The following is a 20,646-nucleotide window of genomic DNA, read 5'->3' on the forward strand; positions in this document are numbered from 1 at the left end:
TGGAACCTGTCCGTTTTCGCGAAGTCCCCAAAGCACCCCATTGACCGGGCCGGGGCGGCGCGCCTAACTGCCGCCATGCCGAAAGCCTCCTACCTGAAGAGCTGGTACGCCGCCAGCGCCCACCCCCACCCCGCCCACCCGGCGCTGGAGGGCGAATTGCGCTGCGACGTCTGCGTCGTCGGCGGCGGCTACACCGGGCTGACCACCGCGCTGGAGCTGGCCGAGCGCGGCTTCGACGTGGTGCTGCTGGAGGCCCACGGCTGCGGCTGGGGCGCGTCGGGGCGCAACGGCGGCCAGATCATCACCGGCTACAACAAGCCGATGGCGACCATCGAGCGCTGGGTCGGCGCCGAGGACGCCCGCCGCCTGTGGGACTTCGGCGAGGAGGCCAAGACCCAGCTCGCCGAACGGGTTGGGCGCCACGCCATCGCCTGCGACCTGACCTGGGGCTTCGCCTACGCCGCGCTGAAGCCGCGCCACATGGACGACGTGACGGCGATGGAGCGCGAGATGCGCGACCGCTACGGCTACGACCGGGTGCGGCGCCTCGACCGCGACGGCATCCGCGAACAGGTCGGCACCGACGCCTATGTCGGCGGCCTGCTCGACGAGGGCAGCGGGCACCTCCACCCGCTGAACTACGCGCTGGGACTGGCGCGCGCCGCCGCCGCCGCCGGGGTGCGGATCTTCGAGAACAGCGCCGTCACCGCCATCGACAGCGGCGCCGAGCCCTGGGCGCGCACCGGCAAGGGCCTCGTGCGGGCCAGGCACATGGTGCTGGCCGGCAACGCCTATCTCGGCGGGGTGGCGCCGCCGCTGGCCGGCACCGTCATGCCGGTGGCGACCTATCTGATCGCCACCGAGGCGCTGGGGGCGGAGCGCGCGGCCGCGCTGATCCCGACCAACATCGCCGTCTCCGACATGAACTTCTCGCTGAACTATTTCCGCCGCTCCGCCGACCACCGGCTGCTGTTCGGCGGAGGGGTCAGCTATTCGGGGATGGACGCGCCGGGACTGCGCCACGCCATGCGCAACAAGATGCTGGCGGTCTTCCCGGCCCTGCACGACGCGAAGGTCGAGTATTTCTGGGGCGGTCAGGTCGCCATCACGATGAACCGCATGCCGCATCTCGGCCGGCTGTCGCCGACGGTGCTGTTCGCCCACGGCTATTCCGGCCACGGCGTGGCGCTTGCCGGCATGGCCGGCCGGGTGATGGCCGAGGCGATCCGCGGCACCGCCGAACGCTTCGACGTCTTCACCCGCATCCCCAACATCCCCTTCCCCGGCGGGCGGCGCTTCCGCACCCCGGCCCTGGTCCTCGCAATGCTCTGGTTCCGCCTGCGCGATCTGCTGTAGGGTTGCCCGGTGCGGCGACCGGCCCGGCGGCGGGCGGCAACCGCGACACTCTCCGCGCCGCCGTGTTTCCCGTTGGGAAACGTCATTCCAGAGACGATGCCAGCAGGGACGATGACCGACGTGTCCAGCGACGACGACCAGAACAGCCCCGAACCGGCCGTCTCCGACGGGGAGATCAACGCCGAGGCGACGGCCAAGGCGGCCGACGAGGACCGGCTGGTCCAGCCGATGCGGGACACCCATTTCGATTTCCAGCACAAGGTGTTCAGCCTGCCGGGCGCCTTCTTCTGCGCCGACCCGACCAGCAAGGACCCGGTGCTGAACATCACGCTGGGCGATCTCAAGGCGGCGCTGGCCTTCCCGACCATCCAGGAATCCTTCCAGATCGAGGAGGGCAGCCACGACGACCGGCTGCTGGAGGTGGTCGAGCAGGGCCTCGCCTACGTCAAGCAGATCCGCCCCGGCGAGCAGATTCCGGGAGAGCTGCTGGACGGCCGCGCCTCCTGGTCGGTCGAGGAGCGCCACCGCAAGCTGGCCAAGGGCCGGCTGATGATGCAGGTCGCCTCGTCGGTGAAGGGCAACGAGATCATCGTCTCGGACGCCGACCAGCTCGAGCAGCTGCTCGACGACCCCCAGACCCAGGCCCGCATGAAGGCCGCGATCGAGCGCATCGCCGCAAGGCTCAAGATCACCGAGAAGGCCGAGGAGATCGTCCAGGGCCGCATCGACGATCTGGCGCAGGAGCTGTCCTACATCGAGGCGCTGCGCGACCGCTTCAAGCACATCGGCAAGATCGAGACCAAGCTCGGCAAGCTGACGACGGTCTACCGGACCGACCGGACCTTTTGCAGCGAGGTCAACCGGATGCAGGGGCTGATCCGCAAGCCGCTGCGCGAATACGACATGATCTTCGACCAGGCCGACGCCCAGACCGGCGACATCGTCGGCGCCCTGAAGGACTTCCACGCCACGGTGCAGTTCATCCGCAAGATCCGCGACGATCTGCGGGCCAAGCTGCTGGAATGGGAGGATCTGCTGAACGGCTGGGACCACATCGCGATGGAGCGGTCCAGCCAGATGGAGCAGTTGCAGAAGCAGACCTACCGCTTCCTCGCCAGCCGCTTCATCGAAACGACGGTGTGGAAGCGCGGCTGACGGCCGCCCGGCCCGCCGGCCCTACTCCATGTCGGACAGCGCGTAGAGTTCCCGGTCGACCCGCCGGCGTTCAGCCATCACATAGTCGTAGAGCGGCTGGCAGGCGCTGGCGATCCGCTCGCTGGCCGGATCGACGGACACGTTGTTCAAATACTGGAAGAGGATGATGTCGGCTGCCCGGCCGGGATCGGTATCGGTATCGGGGCCGGCCGGCCCGGCGTCCTGCCCTGGGGCGCCGGCCTTGGAAACCGCCTGCGGGAAGATGCCGGCGAAGCTGAACCCCAGCCTTTCGAGCCGGTCCGCCATCCCGGGCGTCGCGGGGTCCCCCAGGGGGAGTTGCAGGAGCACGGTCGCCACCCCGTCCTGGCAAAAGCGGCGCAGGAAGGCGGCGACCGACGAAATCAGGTCCTGCCCATAGGCCCGAACGTCGATCAGGACATGCCCCCAGGCGAGCAGGCCGCTCTCGACGAGCAGATCCGACGCCGGCGGAAGGGAGGCCGGTTCCGGCGGCGCCGCGTCGGCGATGGTCACCGGCTCGCCGAAGGCGGCGAAGATCGACCGCAGCATGGCGCGATGCCTCTCCGGGCAATGGAGCAGGCGCGGCTCGCCGATCCGGTTCCGGCAGTAGAGCGCGATCTCCGACTGGCGGACGGCGGCCTTTCCCCCGGCGCCCGCCCCGTCCTCCTTCCCGCTGCCGGCCGTGAGGTCCCACTCCGGGCTGACGCTTGCCAGATGCACCTGGATCGGCACGCCGCCGAACCGCAGGGCGCCGCGCTGGGAGACGGTGTGCGCCGTCACCGCGTTGACGAGCACGCCCAGGCAGCCGCGGGCGACCGCCGTGTCGTAGCCGAGTTGCAGGATCCGGCCGAGCAGCATCGGGTTGCCGCGCGCCGCCGGCGCGATCACCAGATCCGTGAATTCCGGAACCAGCGGGTTCTCGGACAGGTCCAGGCACGCATGGGCAACGACCCCGCCGTCGCCGCCGACCGCGACGATGCCGATCATCAGCCCGTCACGGTTCAGCCGCGCCAGTTCCGTCGGATCGTACAGATGATCGTCCGGCTTGCTGTAGCCATAGGCGAGCCACGCGCAGCGGGCGACGCCGGGTGCGTCCGCGGGGGTGAAGAGGCGCACGTCGGCCTCCACCCTGCCCGCTCCACGCGCGGCCGGCACGGCCGGCTCGGGAACGGGCACCGGCGACGGCGGCAGGCGGAAGCGCAGGCTGAAGACCTTGCCGTCCCGCCCGAGATTCCGCAGGACCGCCTCGTCGCAGCAGCACCATGCCAGATGCAGGCCGAGCCCCCGCAACTGGGGGTCCTCCACGGAGAAGGGCGTGATCTCCGACGGATCGTAGGGAAGCCCCCAATCCTGGACGCGGACCGTCAGCACCGCGCCCTCGACCGAGGCCGTGACCCGCAACAAGCCGGACACGCCGGGCGGATAGGCGTGGCGGACGGCGTTGACCACCACCTCCTCGACGGCCAGCTCGAGCCGAATCCGCTTTTCCGGCGCAAGCCGAAGCTGGTCGGCCGCGCACAGGCAGGCGGCCTGGGCGATGGCGACGCTGCCATCGGCGTTGGGAAGGTCCAACTGGAACAACACGCGCATTCAGACCCTCTGCCGATCGACCCTTTGCGGACTTTTGCCCGTCCACAATAGCGGATTGCCGACCCGGCATCGACCCGTCTTCCGGCGCGGCACGGCGGACGGCCCCCTCCGGACGGTCAGAACCGCGCCGAGGCGCTGAGCAGGAACGAGCGGCCCGGCTGGTGCAGCGGCGTGACGGTGCCGAATTCCTGCCCGTAGGTGGCGCGGTCGGCGTAGGAGGCGTCGAACAGATTCCGCACGTCGGCGCGCAGGGTCAGGTTGGAGAACTGCGGCAGCCGGTGCTCGACGAACAGGTTGACCACCTCGTAGCCCTTCAGGGACTGCTGCCCGGCCTGGACCTTGGTGTGGTCCAGCACGAACTCCGCGTCGGCGCCGAAGGTCAGGTTCCAGCTCCGCACCGTGTGGGCGCCGCCGACGGTGACGACCCGGCCCATCGGCGTCGCCAGATAGGTGCCGGTGTCGGAGTCGGCCGGCAGCCCGTCGATGGTCACGTCGATGTCGGCGTATTTCGCGCGGACGAACCCGTCGTCCCAGGCATAGCCGGCCCCGATCTCGTAGCCCTTGGACTTCACGTCATGGGCCAGCGTCGCGCTGCCCACGGCGTAGCGCGCGGCCCGCGCCTCGTCGAGCTTGGTCTGGAACACGCGGCCCTCGACCGTGAAGCCCTGGTAGCGGGCCTCCAGCCCGGCGGTCACGTTGTCGGCGGTCACCGGCTCCGGCCCGCCGGCGCCGTAGCGCCAGGCCGGGTTCAGGATGAAGTTCTCGGCCAGCGGGATGCCGGCCCAGCTGTGGGAGTAGCCGGCCTTGGCGGTCAGATGCCGCGGGATCAGGTCGAATTCGCCGGAGACGTTGTGGCTGACCCCGCTGTTGGTCCATTCCTGGTCGGTCGTGCCCTCGAAGACCTGCCGGTCGCCGCGCAGCCCGAAGGACAGGCGCAGCCGCTCGAACGGCGTCAGCCGCGCCTGGGCGTAGAGGCCGGCGTTGCTGGCGCGCTCGCGCGCCGACATGGTCCGGTCCTCGTAATTCCCGCGGTCGAAATAGAAATCGGTGCCCGCCGTCAGCGTGCCCATCGCGAAGGTGAAGACGTTCTCGGCCTTGCCGTTGAAGGAGCTGGTGCCGCCCTCCCCCGGATAGCTGCCCGGCACGGTGCTGGGCGCCACCGGGCGCAGGTAGATCGGCGTCTTCACGTCGGTGCGCCCGTAGGCCAGCACGATCTTCGGATTCCACAGGTCGGTCGGCTGGGTGGTGGAGTAGGTCAGGACGACGTTCTGCCGGTCCATCCGGTAGTCGCGCACGCGCGGCTCCCAGGCCGGGCGGCCGGAGATGAAGCCGACGTTGGCGCGGAAGGGCCGCGGGGCGTCATCGTGGATGCGCTCGTAGCTGATTTGCAGGCGGTTGCCGTCCGTCGTCTCGAAACCGCCCTTGAACAGGCCGCTGAGCATGTCGGTCTCGGTGCCGTCCACCTTGCGGCCGCTGCCGTCCTTGAACTTGCCGCCCTTGCCGTAGGTCAGGTAGGCGAGGCCGTCGAAGCCGCCCTGGCGGCCGTAGCCGGACAGGCCGGTGGTCAGGCCGGATCCGTTGGTGTTGAAGCTGGACTTCACATAGGCGCCCACCCCGTCGCCGCTCAGGAAGTCGCGGGCGTCCTTCATCTCGTAGGCGATGGAGCCGGCCAGCGCGCCCGGCCCGGTGTCGGCCGGGGCCACGCCGGCGTCGACCCGCGCGACCTTCAGGAAGGCCGGGTCGATCAGGGTGGTGCCGTTGTGGTGGAAGACCTTGTTGTTCTGGCGGCTGCCATCGATGGTGACGGCGAGGTTGGTTTCCTCGATGCCGTTCACATAGACCTTCTGCGACATCGGGATCGAGCTGCCGACCCGGATGCCCGGCTCGCCGGAGAAGACGTCGCGGATGTCGCTTGGATTTTTGCGGTCGAGATCCTCCTGGGTGACGGTGGTCTGGCTGACCCCGGTCCAGTTGAGGGCGGAGGCCGACACCGCGACCGGCCCCAGCAGCACCGCGCCCGGCGCCGCCGCGGCCGGCGCCGGGACCAGCGTGGCGGTGCCCGGCCCGGTCATCCGGTAGCCGACGCCGGTGCCGCCGAGCAGCGTGTCCAGCGCCTGGGCCGGGGTCATGGTGCCGGTCACCGGGCGGGAGCTGCGGCCCTCGGCCAGCGCGCTGGGATAGCCGATCTGCCAGCCGGTCTGACGGATGAAGGCGTCGAGCGCCGCCTGGAGCGGCTGCGCCGGAAGCGCGAAGGCGACCGGCGCACCGGCGGCCGGGGCCGCCGTTCCCTGCTGGGCGGCGGCCGGCGAGGCGAGCGCCAGGACGCCCAGCGCGCCGCCGAGCGACGTCGAGGCCATCAGCGCCACCACCATGCTCCGGGCGGTGGTCGCCCGCGCGCGTGTCGTACCCTCAGCCACCATCCCCGTCCGGCCCTGCATTCCCCAAAACTCCCCTGTTTCCGGTGTCGTCGGGGTGGCCGTCGCGCAGACGCTCGGGCCTACCCCCTTTTCGCCAGACGCGCGGGGCGGCGGGGCCTCACAAAAAAAGATCGGGGTCAGCCGAAAACGATCAGTCCGCCCGGCAGGGTGGTCATCCGCACCCCGGCGATGGCGGCCACCGACCGCAGGGCGGCGGCCGGGTCGTCCAGCCGGTAGTTGCCGCTCACCCGCTCCCCGTCCGTGCGGTGGTCGAGCACCAGGATCAGCCCCGGATAATAGCGGCGGAGATTGTCGACGACCGCGGCGAAGGGCTGCTGGTGGAAGATGTAGCGCCCCTCCCGCCACGCCAGCGCGTTGGCCGGCTCCGTCCGCGCCACCGCCGACAGACCGAGCGCCGTGGCCGTCACCCGGTCGCCGGGCGCCAGCGCCACCGGCCGGCCCGGCTCGTCGAGCGGGCTGACGGACACCCGGCCGCGCTCCAGCACGACCGAGTCCGCCGCGTCGTCGGCGCGCACCGCGAAAGCGGTTCCCGTGACCTCGACCATGCTGAAGCCGGCGGTCACGCGGAAGGGCCGGGAGGGATCGGAGATCACGTCGAAATAGCCCTCGCCGCGCAGCATCCGCACGCCGCGCCGCCCCTCCGCGAAATCCAGCGCGACGGCCGAGCCGGTGTCGAGCGTCAGCCGCGACCCGTCGGGCAGCGCGATCTCCCGACGTTCCCCGGCAGCCGTCCGGTGGTCGGCGGTCCAGCGCAGCATCAGCTCGGGGTAGAGGTTGAGGCCGACGACGGCAAGCAGCGCGGCGGCGGCCAGCGATCTCCACCGCGCGCCCCACCCCGCCCGGCGCGAAGGCGAACGGGACCGTACCCCTTGCGCATGGACGAACGGAACGACGGTCGCGAGAGCGGCAGGGGAAACGGGCCCGCCCCCGGCGGATGGCGGCGTGGTGGCGGCGAGGGTCGCCGCGTGCAGCTCCGGCATTCCGCTCATCGCCGCCAGCCGGTCGAAGGCCTGCGCATGACGGGCGTCGCTCTCCCGCCACGCCCGGTAGGCGGCCAGGGTCTCGCCGTCGGAGGCACCGCCCTGGAAGGCGACGAACCAGTCGAGCGCCGCATCGACGACGGGGTCGGCGTGTCGGTACGGTCCGGCGCCCCCTGACCCGGCCGCTTCCGGCCCGGCCGTCTTTTCCTGTTCCACGCGGGCCATTCCGTCGCTCTTGGTTTGGGGCCTGTCGCTATCTTAGACGTTTCAGAACGCGAACGACACAATCGGCGGACGCGGCCCCTTGCATCCTCTCGGCATGGTTATGCGAATAATAATCAGTTGCGTGTCGCTGGCCGATCTGGCAAGGGTTGGGCGACGGTTCGACGCACCGTATTGCCCGCAAGCCACGACCGCAAGCGACGATAGGCCGAGGATGCCCGCAAGCCTGGATGCGATCTATCTCGATCACCGCCCCTCGCTGCTCGGCCGGGCGCTGCGGATCGTGCGCGACCTCCAGGCCGCCGAGGACGTGATCCAGGAAAGCTATCTGCGGGCGCACAGGGCGGCGGAACGGGGATCGATCGACAACATCGGCGCCTTCCTGCACCGCACGGTCCAGAATCTGGCGCTCGACCATCTCCGCCGCCGCAAGACGCAGGAGCGCTTCGAGGTCCCGCCCTCCGACCGGTTCGATCCGTTGCAGGTCGCCAGCGACACCCCTTCGGCCGAGGACCGCCTTCTGCAACGCGAGCGCCTGACCAGCTTCAGGGACGCGCTGGAGGCGCTGCCGGAACGGGCCCGCCGGGTGTGGACGCTGAACCGGGTCGAGGGCTGGTCCTACCCCCGGATCGCCGAGCATCTCGGCGTGTCGCCGGGCACCGTGTTCAACGACATGAAGCTGGCGATGGGCCATGTCTTCGACGCCATGGCCCGCACCGAACGCGAATGATGCCGAACGCGGGTGACGCCGGACAGCCGGCGCCACCGCGTCCACCCGGTCACATCTTCTTGACGAGCGGGCAGTCGCTCTCGGCCAGCGGGCGGAACGCCTTGTCGCCGGGAACCGTCCGGACCAGCTTGTAATAGTCCCACGGCGCCTTGGATTCCGCCGGGGTCTTGACCTGGAACAGGTGCATGTCGCGCAGCACCCGGCCGTCCTCGCGCACCGTGCCGTTCTTCGTCATGAAGTCGTTCACCGGGGTCGCCTTCATCGTCTTCATGACGGCGGGGGCGGCGTCGGTGCCGGCGGCCTTGATCGCCTTCAGGTAATGGGCGACGGCGCCGTAGACGCCGGCCTGGTAGAAGGTCGGCATCGCCTTGCGCTTCTCGAAGAAGCGCTTGGAGAAGGCGCGGGTCTCCTCGTCCATGTCCCAATAGAAGGGATCGGTCAGCATGACCCCCTGGGTCGCCGGCAGGCCCAGCGCGTGGACCTCGTTGATGGCGAGCAGCAGCGCCACGATGTTCTTGCCCGACTGGCCGAGCCCGAACTCCGCCGCCTGCTTGATGGCGTTCTGGGTGTCGGCCCCGGCGGTGGCGAGCGCCACCACCTCGGCCGGCGACGCCTGCGCCTGGAGCAGGAAGGAGGAGAAGTCGGCGTTGTTGGCCGGCATCTTCACGCTGCCCGCCACCTTGCCCTTCTGGGCCTGCACGACGGCGCCGGTGTCGCGTTCCAGCGCGTGACCGAAGGCGTAGTCGGAGGTCAGGAAGAACCAGTTCTTGAAGCCGGCCGCCACCACCGCCTCGCCGGTCACATGGGCCAGCGCGTAGGTGTCGTAGGTCCAGTGGATGCCGTTGGGCGTGCAGGCCTTGCCGGTCAGGTCCGAACTGGCCGGCGAGGAGAAGATGGCGACGCGGTTCGCCTCCTTGGTGATCTGCTGCACGGCCAGCGCGACGGCCGAGTTCGGCACGTCGACGATGGCGTCGACCTGATCGACGTCGTACCAGCGCCGCGCGGTGGAGGCGCCGACGTCGGCCTTGTTCTGGTGGTCGGCGAAAATCAGCTCGACCGGCGTGCCGTTGACGGCGCCGCCGAAATCCTCGACCGCCATCTGCGCGGCGGTGATCGAGCCCTGGCCGGTGGTGTCGGTGAGCTGGCCCGACAGGTCGGTCAGGACGCCGATCTTGATCTTGCCGTCGCTGTAGGCGCTTTGCGCCCCCGCCGTCCGGGGAAGCGTCTGGGCGAGCAGGCAGGCGGCGACGGCCGCCGTCACGGCGTAACGGTTCATGATGTCCTCCCGAGTTTTTATGGGCCGAGGGTTCTTATGGATTTGGTCAGCCGGCGTCCCTGGACGCGGCGGCGTGCTGGGCGGCCAGACGCCCGAACACGGCGCCGCGCAGGACCGAGGTCGAGCCGGTGTAGACCTGATGGTAGAGCCCGACCGTCTCGCCCGCCGCATAGAGGCCCGGCATCGGCCGGCCGTTGCCGTCCAGCACGCGGGCGTCGACATCCACCTTCAGCCCGCCGAAGGTGAAGCAGTTGGCCGACACGATGGGGAAGGCGCGGAACGGCCCCTTGACCAGCGGGCGCGCCCAGTTGGTCTTGGCCGGCGAGAGTCCGGTCGTCGCCAGACCGTCCACCCGCGTCGGGTCGAAGCGGCTGCCGTCGGCCGGGCAAGCCGCGTTGTAGGCGGCGACCGTCGCCTTGGTGGCGTCCGCCGGCAACCCGAGCTTCTCGATCAGCGCGTCGAGCGTCGGCGCCTCGATGGCCGGCACGTCGCTGCGGATGCTGGCGCGCCAGCGCGGGATGTCCTCCACCTGGTCGTCGAACAGGACGTAGGCGAGCCCGTCCGGCTGGTCGGCGACGATTCGGGTGATGGCGTCGTAGGTGGCGTCGGCGGTGCCCGGCGCCTCGTCGAGGAAGCGCTCGCCGCGCTTGTTGACCAGCACGCCGTAGGGCCAGATGAAGATCACCGCCTCGGGCTGGCGGGAGCGCGGATCGACCGGCTCGGCGTGGTAGGAGCCGAAATCGCCGGCCGGCGCCGCCCCGGCGTCGAGCGCCATGCGGATGCCCTCGCCCCGGTTGTAGTAGCCGCCGCGCGCCACCGGCCGCACATGCTTGGCGCGGGCGCCCATGTAGCGGGTCATCATCTCCGAATTGCCCTGGTAGCCGCCCGAGGCCAGGATCGTCGAACGGCCCCGGATGGCGACCCGTAGCCCGTCCGGCCCGGTCGCGTGCACGCCGCCGATGCGGCCCCGCTCGTCGCGCAGCAGGTCGAGCGCGGTGGTCCGGTAGAGCACGCGGGCGCCCAGCGTCCTGGCCTCCGCCATCAGACGCTCGATCAGGGCGAGGCCGCCGCCCTGCGCGGCGATGCGCTGGGTGTTCTGGGTCAGCAGATAGATCGCCTGCGGCTCGAAGCGCAGGCCGAACTCCTTCAGCCAGCCGATGGTCGGCGGCACCCGCTCGGCGAAGCGGGCGATCACTTCCGGATCGGGGAAGGGGTGGGCCTTCACGTAGTCGGGCCAGTACTCGTAGGGCTCGGCGGCGGCGGCCAGCACGTTGGGGTCGATGTTCAGCCCGGCGTTGGCGGCGAAATGCTCCTCGAAATCGTCGGCGATCTCGGAATCGTTCTTCATCCGCATGTAGGCCTCGGTCCAGCGGGAGTTGCCGCCGAACTCCTCCTCCGGCGACCGCTCCAGCAGCGTGACCGACAGCCCGGCCTGGAGCGCCGTCACCGCCGCCGACAGGCCGGCGATGCCACAGCCGACGATGACCAGATCGCTGATGCCCGCCTGATCCATCCTGGTTTCCTCCGTCATCTCAGTCGTCTCCTGACATGTCCCGCGTTCATCCCGCGAGGCGCTGTTGGTTGCTGTCGGGTGCGCTGTCGGCCACGACGATCCCGGCGTCGCACAGGCTGTCGATCGCCGCCGGGCCGTAGCCGAGTTCGGCCAGCACCGCGCGGGTGTCCTGGCCGACGCGCGGCGGGTCGCGGCGGATCGCCAGATCGGCTTCGGCGACGTGGATCGGCAGGCGCGGCAGGGCGGTCCGCACCCCGTTGGGCAGGGTCGTCGCCATCAGCCCGCCGGTCGCCCGCAGATGCGGGTCGTCGAACAGATCCTCCGGCCGGGCGATGGGGGCGAAGGGGATGCGGGCGCGCTCGCACACCGCCACCGCGTCCTCCATAGACAGGCCGCCGAACAGAGCGGTCAGCAGCGGCAGCAGGCGCGGCCGGGCGGCGATGCGGTCGTTGTTGGTGCGGAACTCCGGATCGTCGCGCAGGTCCGGCCGGTCGATCACCGCGCAGAAGCGCTCCCAATGGCTGTCGGTGGTGATGCCGACGAAGATCGGCCGCCCGTCGGCGACGTGGAAGGTTTCGTAAACCGCCCAGGCCGACACGCGCTCCGGCATCGGCGGGATCGGCGCGTCCGACTGGGCGGCGTAGCAGAGATGCTGGCCCATCAGGAACACCGTGGTCTCGAACAGGGCGGATTCGATGGTCTGGCCCCTGCCGGTCCGCTCGCGCTCGCGCAGCGCCACCAGGATGCCGATGACCGCGAACATGCCGCCGGTGATGTCCACCACCGAGGTGCCGGCGCGCAGCGGCCGGCCGCTGGGGCCGGTCATGTAGGCCAGCCCGGTCATCATCTGCACCACCTCGTCGAGCGCAAGGCGGTCCGCGTAGGGGCCGTCGAGGAAGCCCTTCAGGCTGGCGTAGATCAGGCGCGGGTTCACCCGTGCCAGCGCCTCGGCGCCCAGCCCCAGCCGTTCCATGGTGCCGGGGGCGAAGTTCTCCACCAGCACATCGGCCTCGGCGACGAGGCGCCGCGCGATGTCTCGGCCCTCCGGCGTCTTCAGATCGACGGCGACGGAGCGCTTGTTGCGGTTGAAATAGCCGAAATAGCCGGTGCCGAAGCCCTTCAGATGACGGGTCGGCTCGCCGTCGGGCACCGGCTCGATCTTCACCACGTCGGCGCCGAGGTCGGCGAGGATCATCGCGCAGGACGGCCCCATCACCGTGTGGCCGAAATCGAGGATTTTGACGCCGGCCAGGGGCAGCGGCTTGTCGCCGGATTGGGCCATGGATTGGGCCGTGGATTGGGCCGTGGATTGGGCCGTGCTCATGCGCCGTCTCCCGGCACCGGGCGCGGCGCGGCGCCCTCGTAACGGTAGGGGACGGAGGGCGGCATCGGCCCCTTGATGCGGCCGCCCTGCTGCGACTGCTCCCAGGCGTGCGCCAGGATGCCGACCGAGCGCGACAGCACGAACAGCCCGCGCCCCAGCCCGGCCGGGAAGCCGAGTTCGGCGAACACCACGGCGGTGGCGCCGTCGATGTTCATCGGCAGCCGCTTGCCCTTGCGCGCGGCGAGCGCATCCTCGACCGCGCGGCCGAGGACGGCCGTCTCGCCGGTGACGGCGCCCTCCCCCCTCGCCTCCTCGACCAGCGCCAGCAGGCGGCCGGCGCGCGGGTCGACGGGGTGGAAGCGGTGGCCGAAGCCGGGGATGTGCTCGCGCCGCTCCAGCCGGGCGGCGATCTCCCGGTCGGCCGCTTCCGCCACGGACAGGCCCTCCGCCACGCGGGCGGCGACGGCGGCGTACAGCTCCATGCACTGCTGGCCGGCGCCGCCATGGACGTCGCCCAGCGCGTTGACGCCCGACGCCATGGCGTTGTTCAGTCCGACGCCGCAGGTGGCGGCCATGCGGGCGGTGGCGATGGAAGGCGCCTGCGGACCGTGGTCCACCGCCGCCACCAGCGCCGCGCCCAGCAGCCGGCCTTGCGCCGGCGTCGGCAGCTCGCCGCGCAGCATCAGCCAGATCATGTCGGGGAAGCCGATCGTGCCGATCAGTTCCTCGATGGCGTAGCCGCGCACCCGGATCGAGCCGGGATGGATGTCGATGATCGAGGTCCGCCACCAGCCGGTGGCGGCGTCGATGCTTATGTCTGACATGGGAATGCTCCCGAAGGCCCTGGCCTCAGCCGAGCACGAAGGGGTTGGCGCGGTTGGGCTTGGTGGTGATCCAGACGCTCTTGGTCTGGAGGTATTCCTTGATCGCCTCGACCCCGCCCTCGCGCCCCAGGCCCGAGCGCTTGTAGCCGCCGAACGGCGTGGTGAAGCTGGTCGAGCGGTAGTTGTTGACCCACACCGTCCCGGCGCGCAGCCGGTCGACGCAATGCATCGCCCGGTGCAGGTCGCGCGTCCACACGCCGGCCGCCAACCCGAACTCGACGTCGTTGGCGATGCGCAGCGCGTCCTCCTCGTCCTCGAAGGGGATGACGCAGAGCACCGGGCCGAAAACCTCCTCCTGGGCGATGCGCATGTCGTTGCGCACGCCGGTGAAGATGGTCGGCGCGACGAACTGGCCCTGGCCGTACTCCGGCCCCGAAAGGGCATGGCCGCCGAGCGCACAGACCGCGCCCTCCGCCTTCGCCATGTCGATCATCCGCAGGATCTTCTCCCACTGGGCGCGGGTGGCGATGGGGCCGATCTGCGTCTCCATCCGCGACGGGTCGCCGATGCGCGCCTCGCCCACCGCCGCGACCAGCTTTTCGACGAAGGCGTCGTGGATGGTCTTCTGCACCAGCAGGCGCGAGCCGGCCATGCAGGTCTGGCCCGAGGCGCCGAACACGCCGGAAATGGCGCCCTTCACCGCCTGGTCGAGGTCGGCGTCGTCGAAGACGATGTTCGGCGACTTGCCGCCCAGCTCCAGCGTCACCTTCTTCAGGCCCGGCGCCGCCGCCTCGTTCACTTTCTGGCCGCCGATGTCGCCGCCGGTGAAGGCGATCTTGGCGGTCAGCGGATGACGCACCAGCGGCTCGCCGACCTCCGGACCAAAGCCGGTGACGACGTTGACGACGCCGCGCGGGAACCCCGCCTCCTGCGCCAGCCGCGCCAGTTCCAGGATCGAGGCGGAGGTGTATTCCGACGGCTTGATGACGATGGTGTTCCCGGCGGCCAGCGCCGGCGCCATCTTCCAGGTGGTCAGCGCCAGCGGCGAGTTCCACGGCGTGATGGCGACGACGACGCCGAGCGGCTCGTACTTCACGTAGTTGAAGACGTCGGCCTTGTTGATCGGCACCACGGCGCCCTGCACCTTGTCGGCCAGCCCGGCGTAATAATGGAACCACTGGGCGACGTTGCGCACCTGCCCGCTGACCTCGGCCATCAGCTTGCCGTTGTCGCGCTGCTCGATGGCGCCGAGCCGCTCGACGTTGCGCTCGATCAGCTCGGCCAGCCGGCGCAGCAGGGCGCCGCGCTGGGTCGCGGTCAGGCCGGCCCATTCCGGCGACAGGAAGGCGCGGTGCGCCGCCTCGACCGCGCGGTCGGCGTCGGCCCGCGTGCCGCGCGGGATGCGCGCCCACGCCTCCCCGGAGAAGGGCTCCGTCGTCTCGAACCATTCGTTGGAGACCGGATCGCACCAGTCCCCGTCGATGAACATCGTGTAGCGTTCCACCCTCGCCTCGCAGAAGTTCTGTTAGATAGAACTAAGTTTCATCTAAGAGAACATGCGTGAGCGAAATGTGTCAAGCCCCAACCTTTTCCCTCCCGATATTTTCGAGTCCGAACTTTCTGCGCGCCACCTCCGGCGCCGACCGACCTTGACGCCCGGTGGTGCGGTCGGGGACAAAAGCGCGTCGAAGCCGCCACCACCGAAGGACGCGCCATGACCGATGCCAAGCCCACCACGGCCACCGCCCCCGCCGGAGGAGTGGAGGCGGTCGACCGGGCGCTGAGCATCGTCGGCTGCTTCCAGGCGGGCGACCACGCGCTCAGCCTGACGGAGATCGCGGCGCGGACCGGACTTTACAAAAGCACCATCCTGCGGCTGACCGTGTCGCTGGAGAAGGCCGGCTATCTGGTCCGCCACCAGGACAAGTCCTATCGGCTCGGCGCGGAGCTGATGCGGCTGGGCGGGCTCTACCAGCGCTCGCTGCGGCTGGAGGACCATGTCCGGCCGGTGCTGCGCCAGTTGATGCGCGAGAGCGGTGAGAGCGCCTCCTTCTTCCGGCGCGAGGGGGCGTGGCGCATCTGCGCCTTCCGCGAGGATTCCACCCAGGCGATCCGCGACCATGTGCATGAGGGCGACCGCCTGCCGCTGGAGCGGGGCGCGGCCGGCCATGCCCTGACCCGCTTCGCCGGGGAGGTGTCGGCGGCCGACGTCGCCGCCCTGCCCCTGCTGTCCTTCGGCGAGCGGGAGTCCGAGACCGGCGCCGCCGCCGTGCCGGTGTTCTCCCAGCGCGAGGGGCTGATCGGCGCCCTGACCCTGTCGGGCCCGCTGACCCGCTTCACCGAGGAGCGGGTGGCGGTGATGGCGCCCCTGCTGCTGGCCGCCGGCCGCCGACTGTCGGAGACGCTGGGCGGGCACTACCCGGACCCGGCGGGCACCGCTGGAAGCGCCGCGCCGGAATCCCGCCGGCCTGACGCCCATAGGTGACCAGCCACTCCCTTGCCGGCGCCCCTGATCGGACAACCGCTTCAGAGGCGCCATCGTTTGTTGCCACGCCCGGCGTCCCTGCGTAGCTTCGGTCGCCGTGGACGCGCAAAGGAGGCCATCGGTGCGGACCGTTCTCTTGCAGCCGGGCGACCCGGCGCCCTGGTTCATCGCCCGCAGCCGCGGCAACCCGCGGTATCGGATCGACACCGCCGCCGGGCGCTGGCTCGTGCTGTGCTTCTTTCCCTCCAGCCGGGATGAACGGGTGGCCCGCCGGCTCGCCGCGCTGCTCGAAGACGCCGGGCGCTTCGATGACCGCAACCTCGCCTTCTTTGGGATGTCGCTTGATCCGGGAGACTGGGACCGCCTCCGGGACCGCATTCCCGGTGTCCGCTTCCTGCTGGACCCCGACGGCGCCGCGAGCCGGCTGTGCGGCGCCGTCGGTGAGACCGACGACGCCGGCACGACCGCAGCTTGGCCGCAGACGCTGATCCTCGACCCGTCCTTCCGCGTCTTCGCCCGCGTCGACTTCGCCGATCCGGACCATGACGACCGGGTGGGGGCGCTCATCCGCAGCCTGCCCAGGGCCGAGGCGGACGACACGGGCGCCTTCGCTCCGGTGCTGGTCCTGCCCCGCGTCTTCGAGCCCGAACTGTGCCGGCGGCTGATCGCCCTGTACGACCGGCATGGCGGCGAGGAGTCCGGCGTCATGCGCGAGGTGGATGGCAAGACCGTTGGGGTCCACGACCACAGCTACAAGCGCCGGGACGACCATACGATCCTGGACGAGGAGGTGCGCGCCCTCGCCTGCCGGCGGATCGAGCGGCGCGTCGTCCCGGAAATCCACAAGGCGTTCAATTTTGCCGTGACCCGGATGGAACGCTACATCGTCGCCTGTTACGACGCGGCGAGCGGCGGGCATTTCCGCGCCCACCGCGACAACACCACCCGAGGCACCGCCCACCGGCGCTTCGCGGTGTCGATCAACCTCAACGCCGAGGACTACGAGGGGGGAGAGTTGCGCTTCCCCGAGCATGGCCCCCGCACCTACCGGGCCCCCACCGGCGGAGCCGTGGTCTTCTCCGGCACGCTGCTGCACGAGGTGACGCCGGTCACGTCCGGACGGCGCTACGCCTTCCTGCCCTTTCTCTACGACGAGGCGGCGGCGCGTCTGCGCGAACGCAACAACGGCTTCCTTGGTGACGCGGTGGGCCAGTATCAGGCGGAATGACGCCCGGTGAAAGCGTTGAAAAAACGTCGCCCCGCGCCTCGCCTCCATGCGGAGGACCATCCCGGGACGAGCGCCGCGCAGGTCTGGTCCGGGGACGAAGCCGCATCGGCCGGAAAGGCACCCTGACCCGGCGATGGCACCATGTGGCGGTCGGCCAAGGAGGCGGTCGCCCGCTCAGGCCATCGCTCAGGCCATCGCTCCGGGGCCGGGGGTGGCGCCCGGCGGGCATTTGCCGAGGATGATCATTCCCAACACCTCGTCCTGGGTCACGTCGGACACTTTCGCCGTGCCGACCAGCTTGCCGTTCTTCATGACGTGGATGCGGTCGGCCAGATCGAACACGTCGTGGATGTCATGGGAAATCAGGAAGATGCCGATGCCTTCCTGCTTCAGCTGCTTCACCAGCTCGCCGACCTGCCGGGTTTCGGCGGGACCGAGCGCCGCGGTCGGCTCGTCCATGATCAGGACGCGGGCGTCGAAATGGATGGCGCGGGCGATGGCGACCGACTGGCGCTGCCCCCCCGACAACGCCTTCACCGGCTCCTTGAAACGGCGGAAATGCGGGTTGAGGCGGCCCATCACCGCCCGCGCCTCCGCCTCCATGGCGTGGTCGTCCAGCGTGCCCCAGGCGGTCAGCTTCTCCCGCCCCAGGAAGATGTTGGCGGCGGCGTCGACGTTGTCGGCGAGCGCCAGCGTCTGGTAGATCGTCTCGATGCCGCAGCGCTTGGCGTCGCGCGGGCTGGCGATGTGCACCGGCTCGCCGTTCACGCGGATCTCGCCATGGTCGGCGGCGTAGGCCCCCGACAGGATCTTGATCAGCGTCGATTTGCCCGCCCCGTTGTGGCCGAGCAGCCCGACCACCTCGCCGGCGTGGAGGTCGATGCTGACGCCGTCCACCGCCTTGATGCCGCCGAACGCGATCGACACGTCGCGCATCTCCACCAGCGGGACCGGCGGCTCCGGCGCCACCGCCGCGGACAGGCTGACCTCGGTCATTTCACACCTTTGCGATAGAGCGTGTCGATGTAGACCGCGGCGACCAGCACGACGCCGACGACGATGTTCTGCATCGGCGCGTCGACCCCCAGCAGCACCATGCCGGACTGGAGCGACTGCATCACCAGCGCCCCCAGCATGGCGCCGTGGATGGTGCCGACGCCGCCGGCCAGCGAGGTGCCGCCGATGATCGCGGCGGCGATCACGTACAGCTCGTCCAGCGTGCCGTTGGCGTTGGTGGCGGCGTTCAGCCGCGCCGTTGCGATGCAGGCGGACAGGCCGCACAGCGCCCCCATCAGCCCGAACACCATCACCAGGACGCGCCGGGTGTTGATGCCCGACAGCTCCGCCGCCTCCGGGTTGCCGCCGATGGCGAAGACGTAGCGGCCGAAGCGGGTGCGGCTCGCCAGGAAGGTCACCGCCACGCCCACCGCCAGCGCGATCAGCACCGGGATGGCGAAGCCGTGGGCGATCAGCGGCAGCGGCCCGTCGGTCGACAGCCCCCGCGCCTCCACCATCCGCCGCACGACGGGCAGCGGCAGCGGGTAGGCGTTGACCACCAGCACCGACCCGACGATGGCGGCGGCCACCAGCAGGATCACCACCGCCTCCGCCCACAGGGGCCGCACCGGGAAGCCGAAGCCGGCGCGCCGCCGCCGGGTCAGCAGCAGCGCCGCCACCGCCAGCACGATGGCGGCCACCCCGACCAGCCAGCTCGGCCCGGCGCCGATGGCGCCCTCGAAGCCGCCGCCCAGCCGCTTGAACAGCCCGTCCATCGGCGCCACGGTCTGGCCGGTCGTCACCCACCACGCGGCCCCCCGCCAGACCAGCAGCCCGCCGAGCGTGACGATGAAGGACGACACGCCGAGATAGGCGACGATCGCCCCTTGCAGCGCGCCGACCATCCCGCCGACGGCGATGCCGGCCGCCACCGCCGCCGCCCAGGTCAGGGGGTGGTCGAAACCCCACAGCTCCGGCAGCAGCCGCGCCTGCAACACGCCGACCACCATGCCGGTGAAGCCCAGGATCGAGCCGACCGACAGGTCGATGTTGCGGGTGACGATGACCAGCACCATGCCGGTCGCCATCACCCCGACCGACGCCGCCTGGACCGAGAGGTTCCACAGGTTGCGCGGGGTGAGGAAGGCGCCTCCGGTCAGGACGTCGAAGCCGATCCAGATGACGGCGAGCGCGCCGATCATCCCGACCAGCCTCGTGTCCAGCTCCAGCGCGCGCAGGGCGTCGCCGATGCCGGATCGGTCGACGCTGGGCTGGCCGGCGGGCGTGGTGGCCGGCACGTCCCCCGGCGCCTCGGTCCGAGGCGGCGGGGACGACAGGGCGGACGGCTCGGCCATCAGTCGCAGACCTTGACCGCGCCCTTCTTGACGCCCTGGCAGACCACGTCCTTCGTCACCCATCCGGCGTCGATCACCTGGTTCAGGTTGTCCTTGGTGATGGCGATCGGCGTCAGGAACAGCGAGGCCATCGTCTGCTTCTTCGGCCCGCCGTTGAAGCTGGTCGCGCCGTCGATGGCGCTCATCTTCTTGCCGCCGGCCAGTTCCAGGGCGATCTCCGCCGCGCGGCGGCCCAACTCGCGCGCGTCCTTCCACACCGACACCGTCTGGGTGCCGAGCGCGATGCGGTTGAGCGCCGCCTTGTCGCCGTCCTGGCCCGACACCGGCACCGACCCGGCCAGCCCCTGCGCCGCCAGCGCCGCCACAGCACCACCCGCCGTCCCGTCGTTGGAGGCGACCACCGCGTCGACCTTGTTGCCGGTCTTGGTCAGGATCTGCTCCATGTTCTGCTGGGCGATGGCCGGCAGCCACTTGTCGGTGTAGGCCTCGCCGACGTTCTTGACGTCGCCGCGGTCGATGGCCTCCTTCAGCACCTCCATCTGGCCGGCGAACAGGAAGTCGGCGTTGGGATCGGTCGAGGAGCCCTTGATGAAGGCGTAGTTGCCCTTGGGCTTGGCGGCGAAGACGCTGCGGGCCTGGAGCCGGCCGACCTCCTTGTTGTCGAAGGTGATGTAGAAGGCCGACGGGATCTCGATCAGCCGGTCGTAGCCGACCACCGGGATGCCCTCCGCCGCCGCCTTCTCCACCGCCGGGCGGATGGCGTCGCCGTCCTGCGCCAGGATGATCAGCGCGGTGGCGCCACGGGCGATCAGCGACTCGATGTCGGACAGCTGCTTGGCCGGCGAGGATTGCGCGTCGGCCGAGACGTAGGTGCCCCCGGCCTTCTCGATCACCGCCTTGATGGCCGCCTCGTCGGTCTTCCAGCGTTCCTCCTGGAAGTTGGACCAGGACACGCCGACGGTCGGCCCGGCGGCGAGCGCGACGCTGGCGGTCATGCCGGCGGCGGTCATGCCGGCGGCGGTCATGCCGGCGGCCAGCGTCAGGAACAGTCCGGCGGCGGCGGTCGCGATGGGGGTGGCGAGGCGGTGCTTCATCGTGTTCCCTCCCTGTGAGGCCGTCCATGCGGCGGCCCTTGTCGATCGATGACGAGCGGCGG

Annotated in this window: 16 protein-coding genes; 5 read left to right on the forward strand and 11 right to left on the reverse strand. The window is 70.6% G+C overall.

Going from position 1 to position 20,646, the window contains the following annotated elements; all coding sequences use genetic code 11:
• Positions 1-75 precede the first annotated feature (75 nt).
• Positions 76-1,356 carry an NAD(P)/FAD-dependent oxidoreductase gene (locus tag J2847_RS32135; RefSeq protein ID WP_209782807.1) on the forward strand — a complete coding sequence of 427 codons (1,281 nt, stop codon included), beginning with the start codon at positions 76-78 and terminating at the stop codon, positions 1,354-1,356.
• Between the two features lie 111 nt (positions 1,357-1,467).
• Positions 1,468-2,511, forward strand: a complete 1,044-nt coding sequence (locus tag J2847_RS32140) for a hypothetical protein (RefSeq protein WP_209782808.1) — start codon at positions 1,468-1,470, stop codon at positions 2,509-2,511.
• A gap of 21 nt (positions 2,512-2,532) precedes the next feature.
• Here the strand turns inward: J2847_RS32140 and J2847_RS32145 are convergent, their stop codons facing one another.
• From J2847_RS32145 to J2847_RS32155, 3 genes are all read right to left on the reverse strand, one after another.
• Complete coding sequence (locus tag J2847_RS32145; protein WP_209782809.1) at positions 2,533-4,119, reverse strand: ATP-binding protein; 1,587 nt, start codon at positions 4,117-4,119, stop codon at positions 2,533-2,535.
• A gap of 116 nt (positions 4,120-4,235) precedes the next feature.
• Positions 4,236-6,557, reverse strand: coding sequence for a TonB-dependent receptor (locus J2847_RS32150; RefSeq protein WP_233474933.1), 2,322 nt, complete (start codon positions 6,555-6,557; stop codon positions 4,236-4,238).
• Between the two features lie 116 nt (positions 6,558-6,673).
• The gene (locus J2847_RS32155; protein WP_325169529.1) at positions 6,674-7,753 is read right to left on the reverse strand and encodes a FecR family protein; all 1,080 of its coding nucleotides are present in this window, start codon (positions 7,751-7,753) and stop codon (positions 6,674-6,676) included.
• A gap of 220 nt (positions 7,754-7,973) precedes the next feature.
• Here J2847_RS32155 and J2847_RS32160 point away from each other — a divergent pair, with 220 nt between their 5' ends.
• Entirely contained in the window at positions 7,974-8,489 is a 516-nt protein-coding gene (locus tag J2847_RS32160) for an RNA polymerase sigma factor (RefSeq protein WP_209782811.1), read from the forward strand.
• A gap of 49 nt (positions 8,490-8,538) precedes the next feature.
• On the opposite strand, the gene J2847_RS32165 is transcribed toward J2847_RS32160, so the two are convergent.
• Genes J2847_RS32165 through J2847_RS32185 form a run of 5 tightly spaced genes read right to left on the reverse strand, consistent with a single transcriptional unit; the run spans position 8,539 to position 14,930 of the window.
• On the reverse strand, positions 8,539-9,765 hold the full coding sequence (locus J2847_RS32165) for an ABC transporter substrate-binding protein (RefSeq protein ID WP_209782812.1): 1,227 nt from the start codon (positions 9,763-9,765) through the stop codon (positions 8,539-8,541).
• Positions 9,766-9,811: 46 nt separating this feature from the next.
• The gene (locus J2847_RS32170; RefSeq protein ID WP_209782813.1) at positions 9,812-11,296 is read right to left on the reverse strand and encodes an FAD-dependent oxidoreductase; all 1,485 of its coding nucleotides are present in this window, start codon (positions 11,294-11,296) and stop codon (positions 9,812-9,814) included.
• A 28-nt stretch (positions 11,297-11,324) separates the two neighbouring features.
• Positions 11,325-12,602 (reverse strand): CaiB/BaiF CoA transferase family protein, encoded by a 1,278-nt coding sequence (locus tag J2847_RS32175; protein WP_233474934.1) that lies wholly within the window; start codon positions 12,600-12,602, stop codon positions 11,325-11,327.
• Positions 12,599-13,426, reverse strand: coding sequence for a citryl-CoA lyase (locus tag J2847_RS32180; RefSeq protein ID WP_209782814.1), 828 nt, complete (start codon positions 13,424-13,426; stop codon positions 12,599-12,601). The genes J2847_RS32175 and J2847_RS32180 overlap by 4 nt, the downstream gene beginning before the upstream one ends.
• Before the next feature lie 25 nt (positions 13,427-13,451).
• Complete coding sequence (locus J2847_RS32185) at positions 13,452-14,930, reverse strand: aldehyde dehydrogenase (protein WP_325169530.1); 1,479 nt, start codon at positions 14,928-14,930, stop codon at positions 13,452-13,454.
• Between the two features lie 210 nt (positions 14,931-15,140).
• Between J2847_RS32185 and J2847_RS32190 the strand changes: the two genes are divergently transcribed.
• Positions 15,141-15,911: an IclR family transcriptional regulator gene (locus J2847_RS32190; RefSeq protein ID WP_209782815.1), complete on the forward strand. Its 771-nt coding sequence runs from the start codon at positions 15,141-15,143 to the stop codon at positions 15,909-15,911.
• A gap of 121 nt (positions 15,912-16,032) precedes the next feature.
• Complete coding sequence (locus J2847_RS32195; protein ID WP_209782816.1) at positions 16,033-17,139, forward strand: 2OG-Fe(II) oxygenase; 1,107 nt, start codon at positions 16,033-16,035, stop codon at positions 17,137-17,139.
• Positions 17,140-17,325: 186 nt separating this feature from the next.
• Here J2847_RS32195 and J2847_RS32200 read toward each other — a convergent pair whose 3' ends face one another.
• From J2847_RS32200 to xylF, 3 genes are read right to left on the reverse strand one after another with little or no spacing between them, the layout of a single operon-like run.
• Entirely contained in the window at positions 17,326-18,135 is an 810-nt protein-coding gene (locus J2847_RS32200; RefSeq protein ID WP_209782817.1) for an ATP-binding cassette domain-containing protein, read from the reverse strand.
• Complete coding sequence (locus J2847_RS32205) at positions 18,132-19,490, reverse strand: sugar ABC transporter permease (protein ID WP_209782818.1); 1,359 nt, start codon at positions 19,488-19,490, stop codon at positions 18,132-18,134. The genes J2847_RS32200 and J2847_RS32205 overlap by 4 nt, the downstream gene beginning before the upstream one ends.
• Entirely contained in the window at positions 19,490-20,584 is a 1,095-nt protein-coding gene (gene xylF / locus J2847_RS32210) for a D-xylose ABC transporter substrate-binding protein (RefSeq protein WP_209782819.1), read from the reverse strand. The genes J2847_RS32205 and xylF overlap by 1 nt, the downstream gene beginning before the upstream one ends.
• Between the last annotated feature and the right edge of the window lie 62 nt (positions 20,585-20,646).

It is taken from the genome of Azospirillum agricola (genome assembly GCF_017876095.1).
GTDB classification, from domain to species: domain Bacteria; phylum Pseudomonadota; class Alphaproteobacteria; order Azospirillales; family Azospirillaceae; genus Azospirillum; species Azospirillum agricola.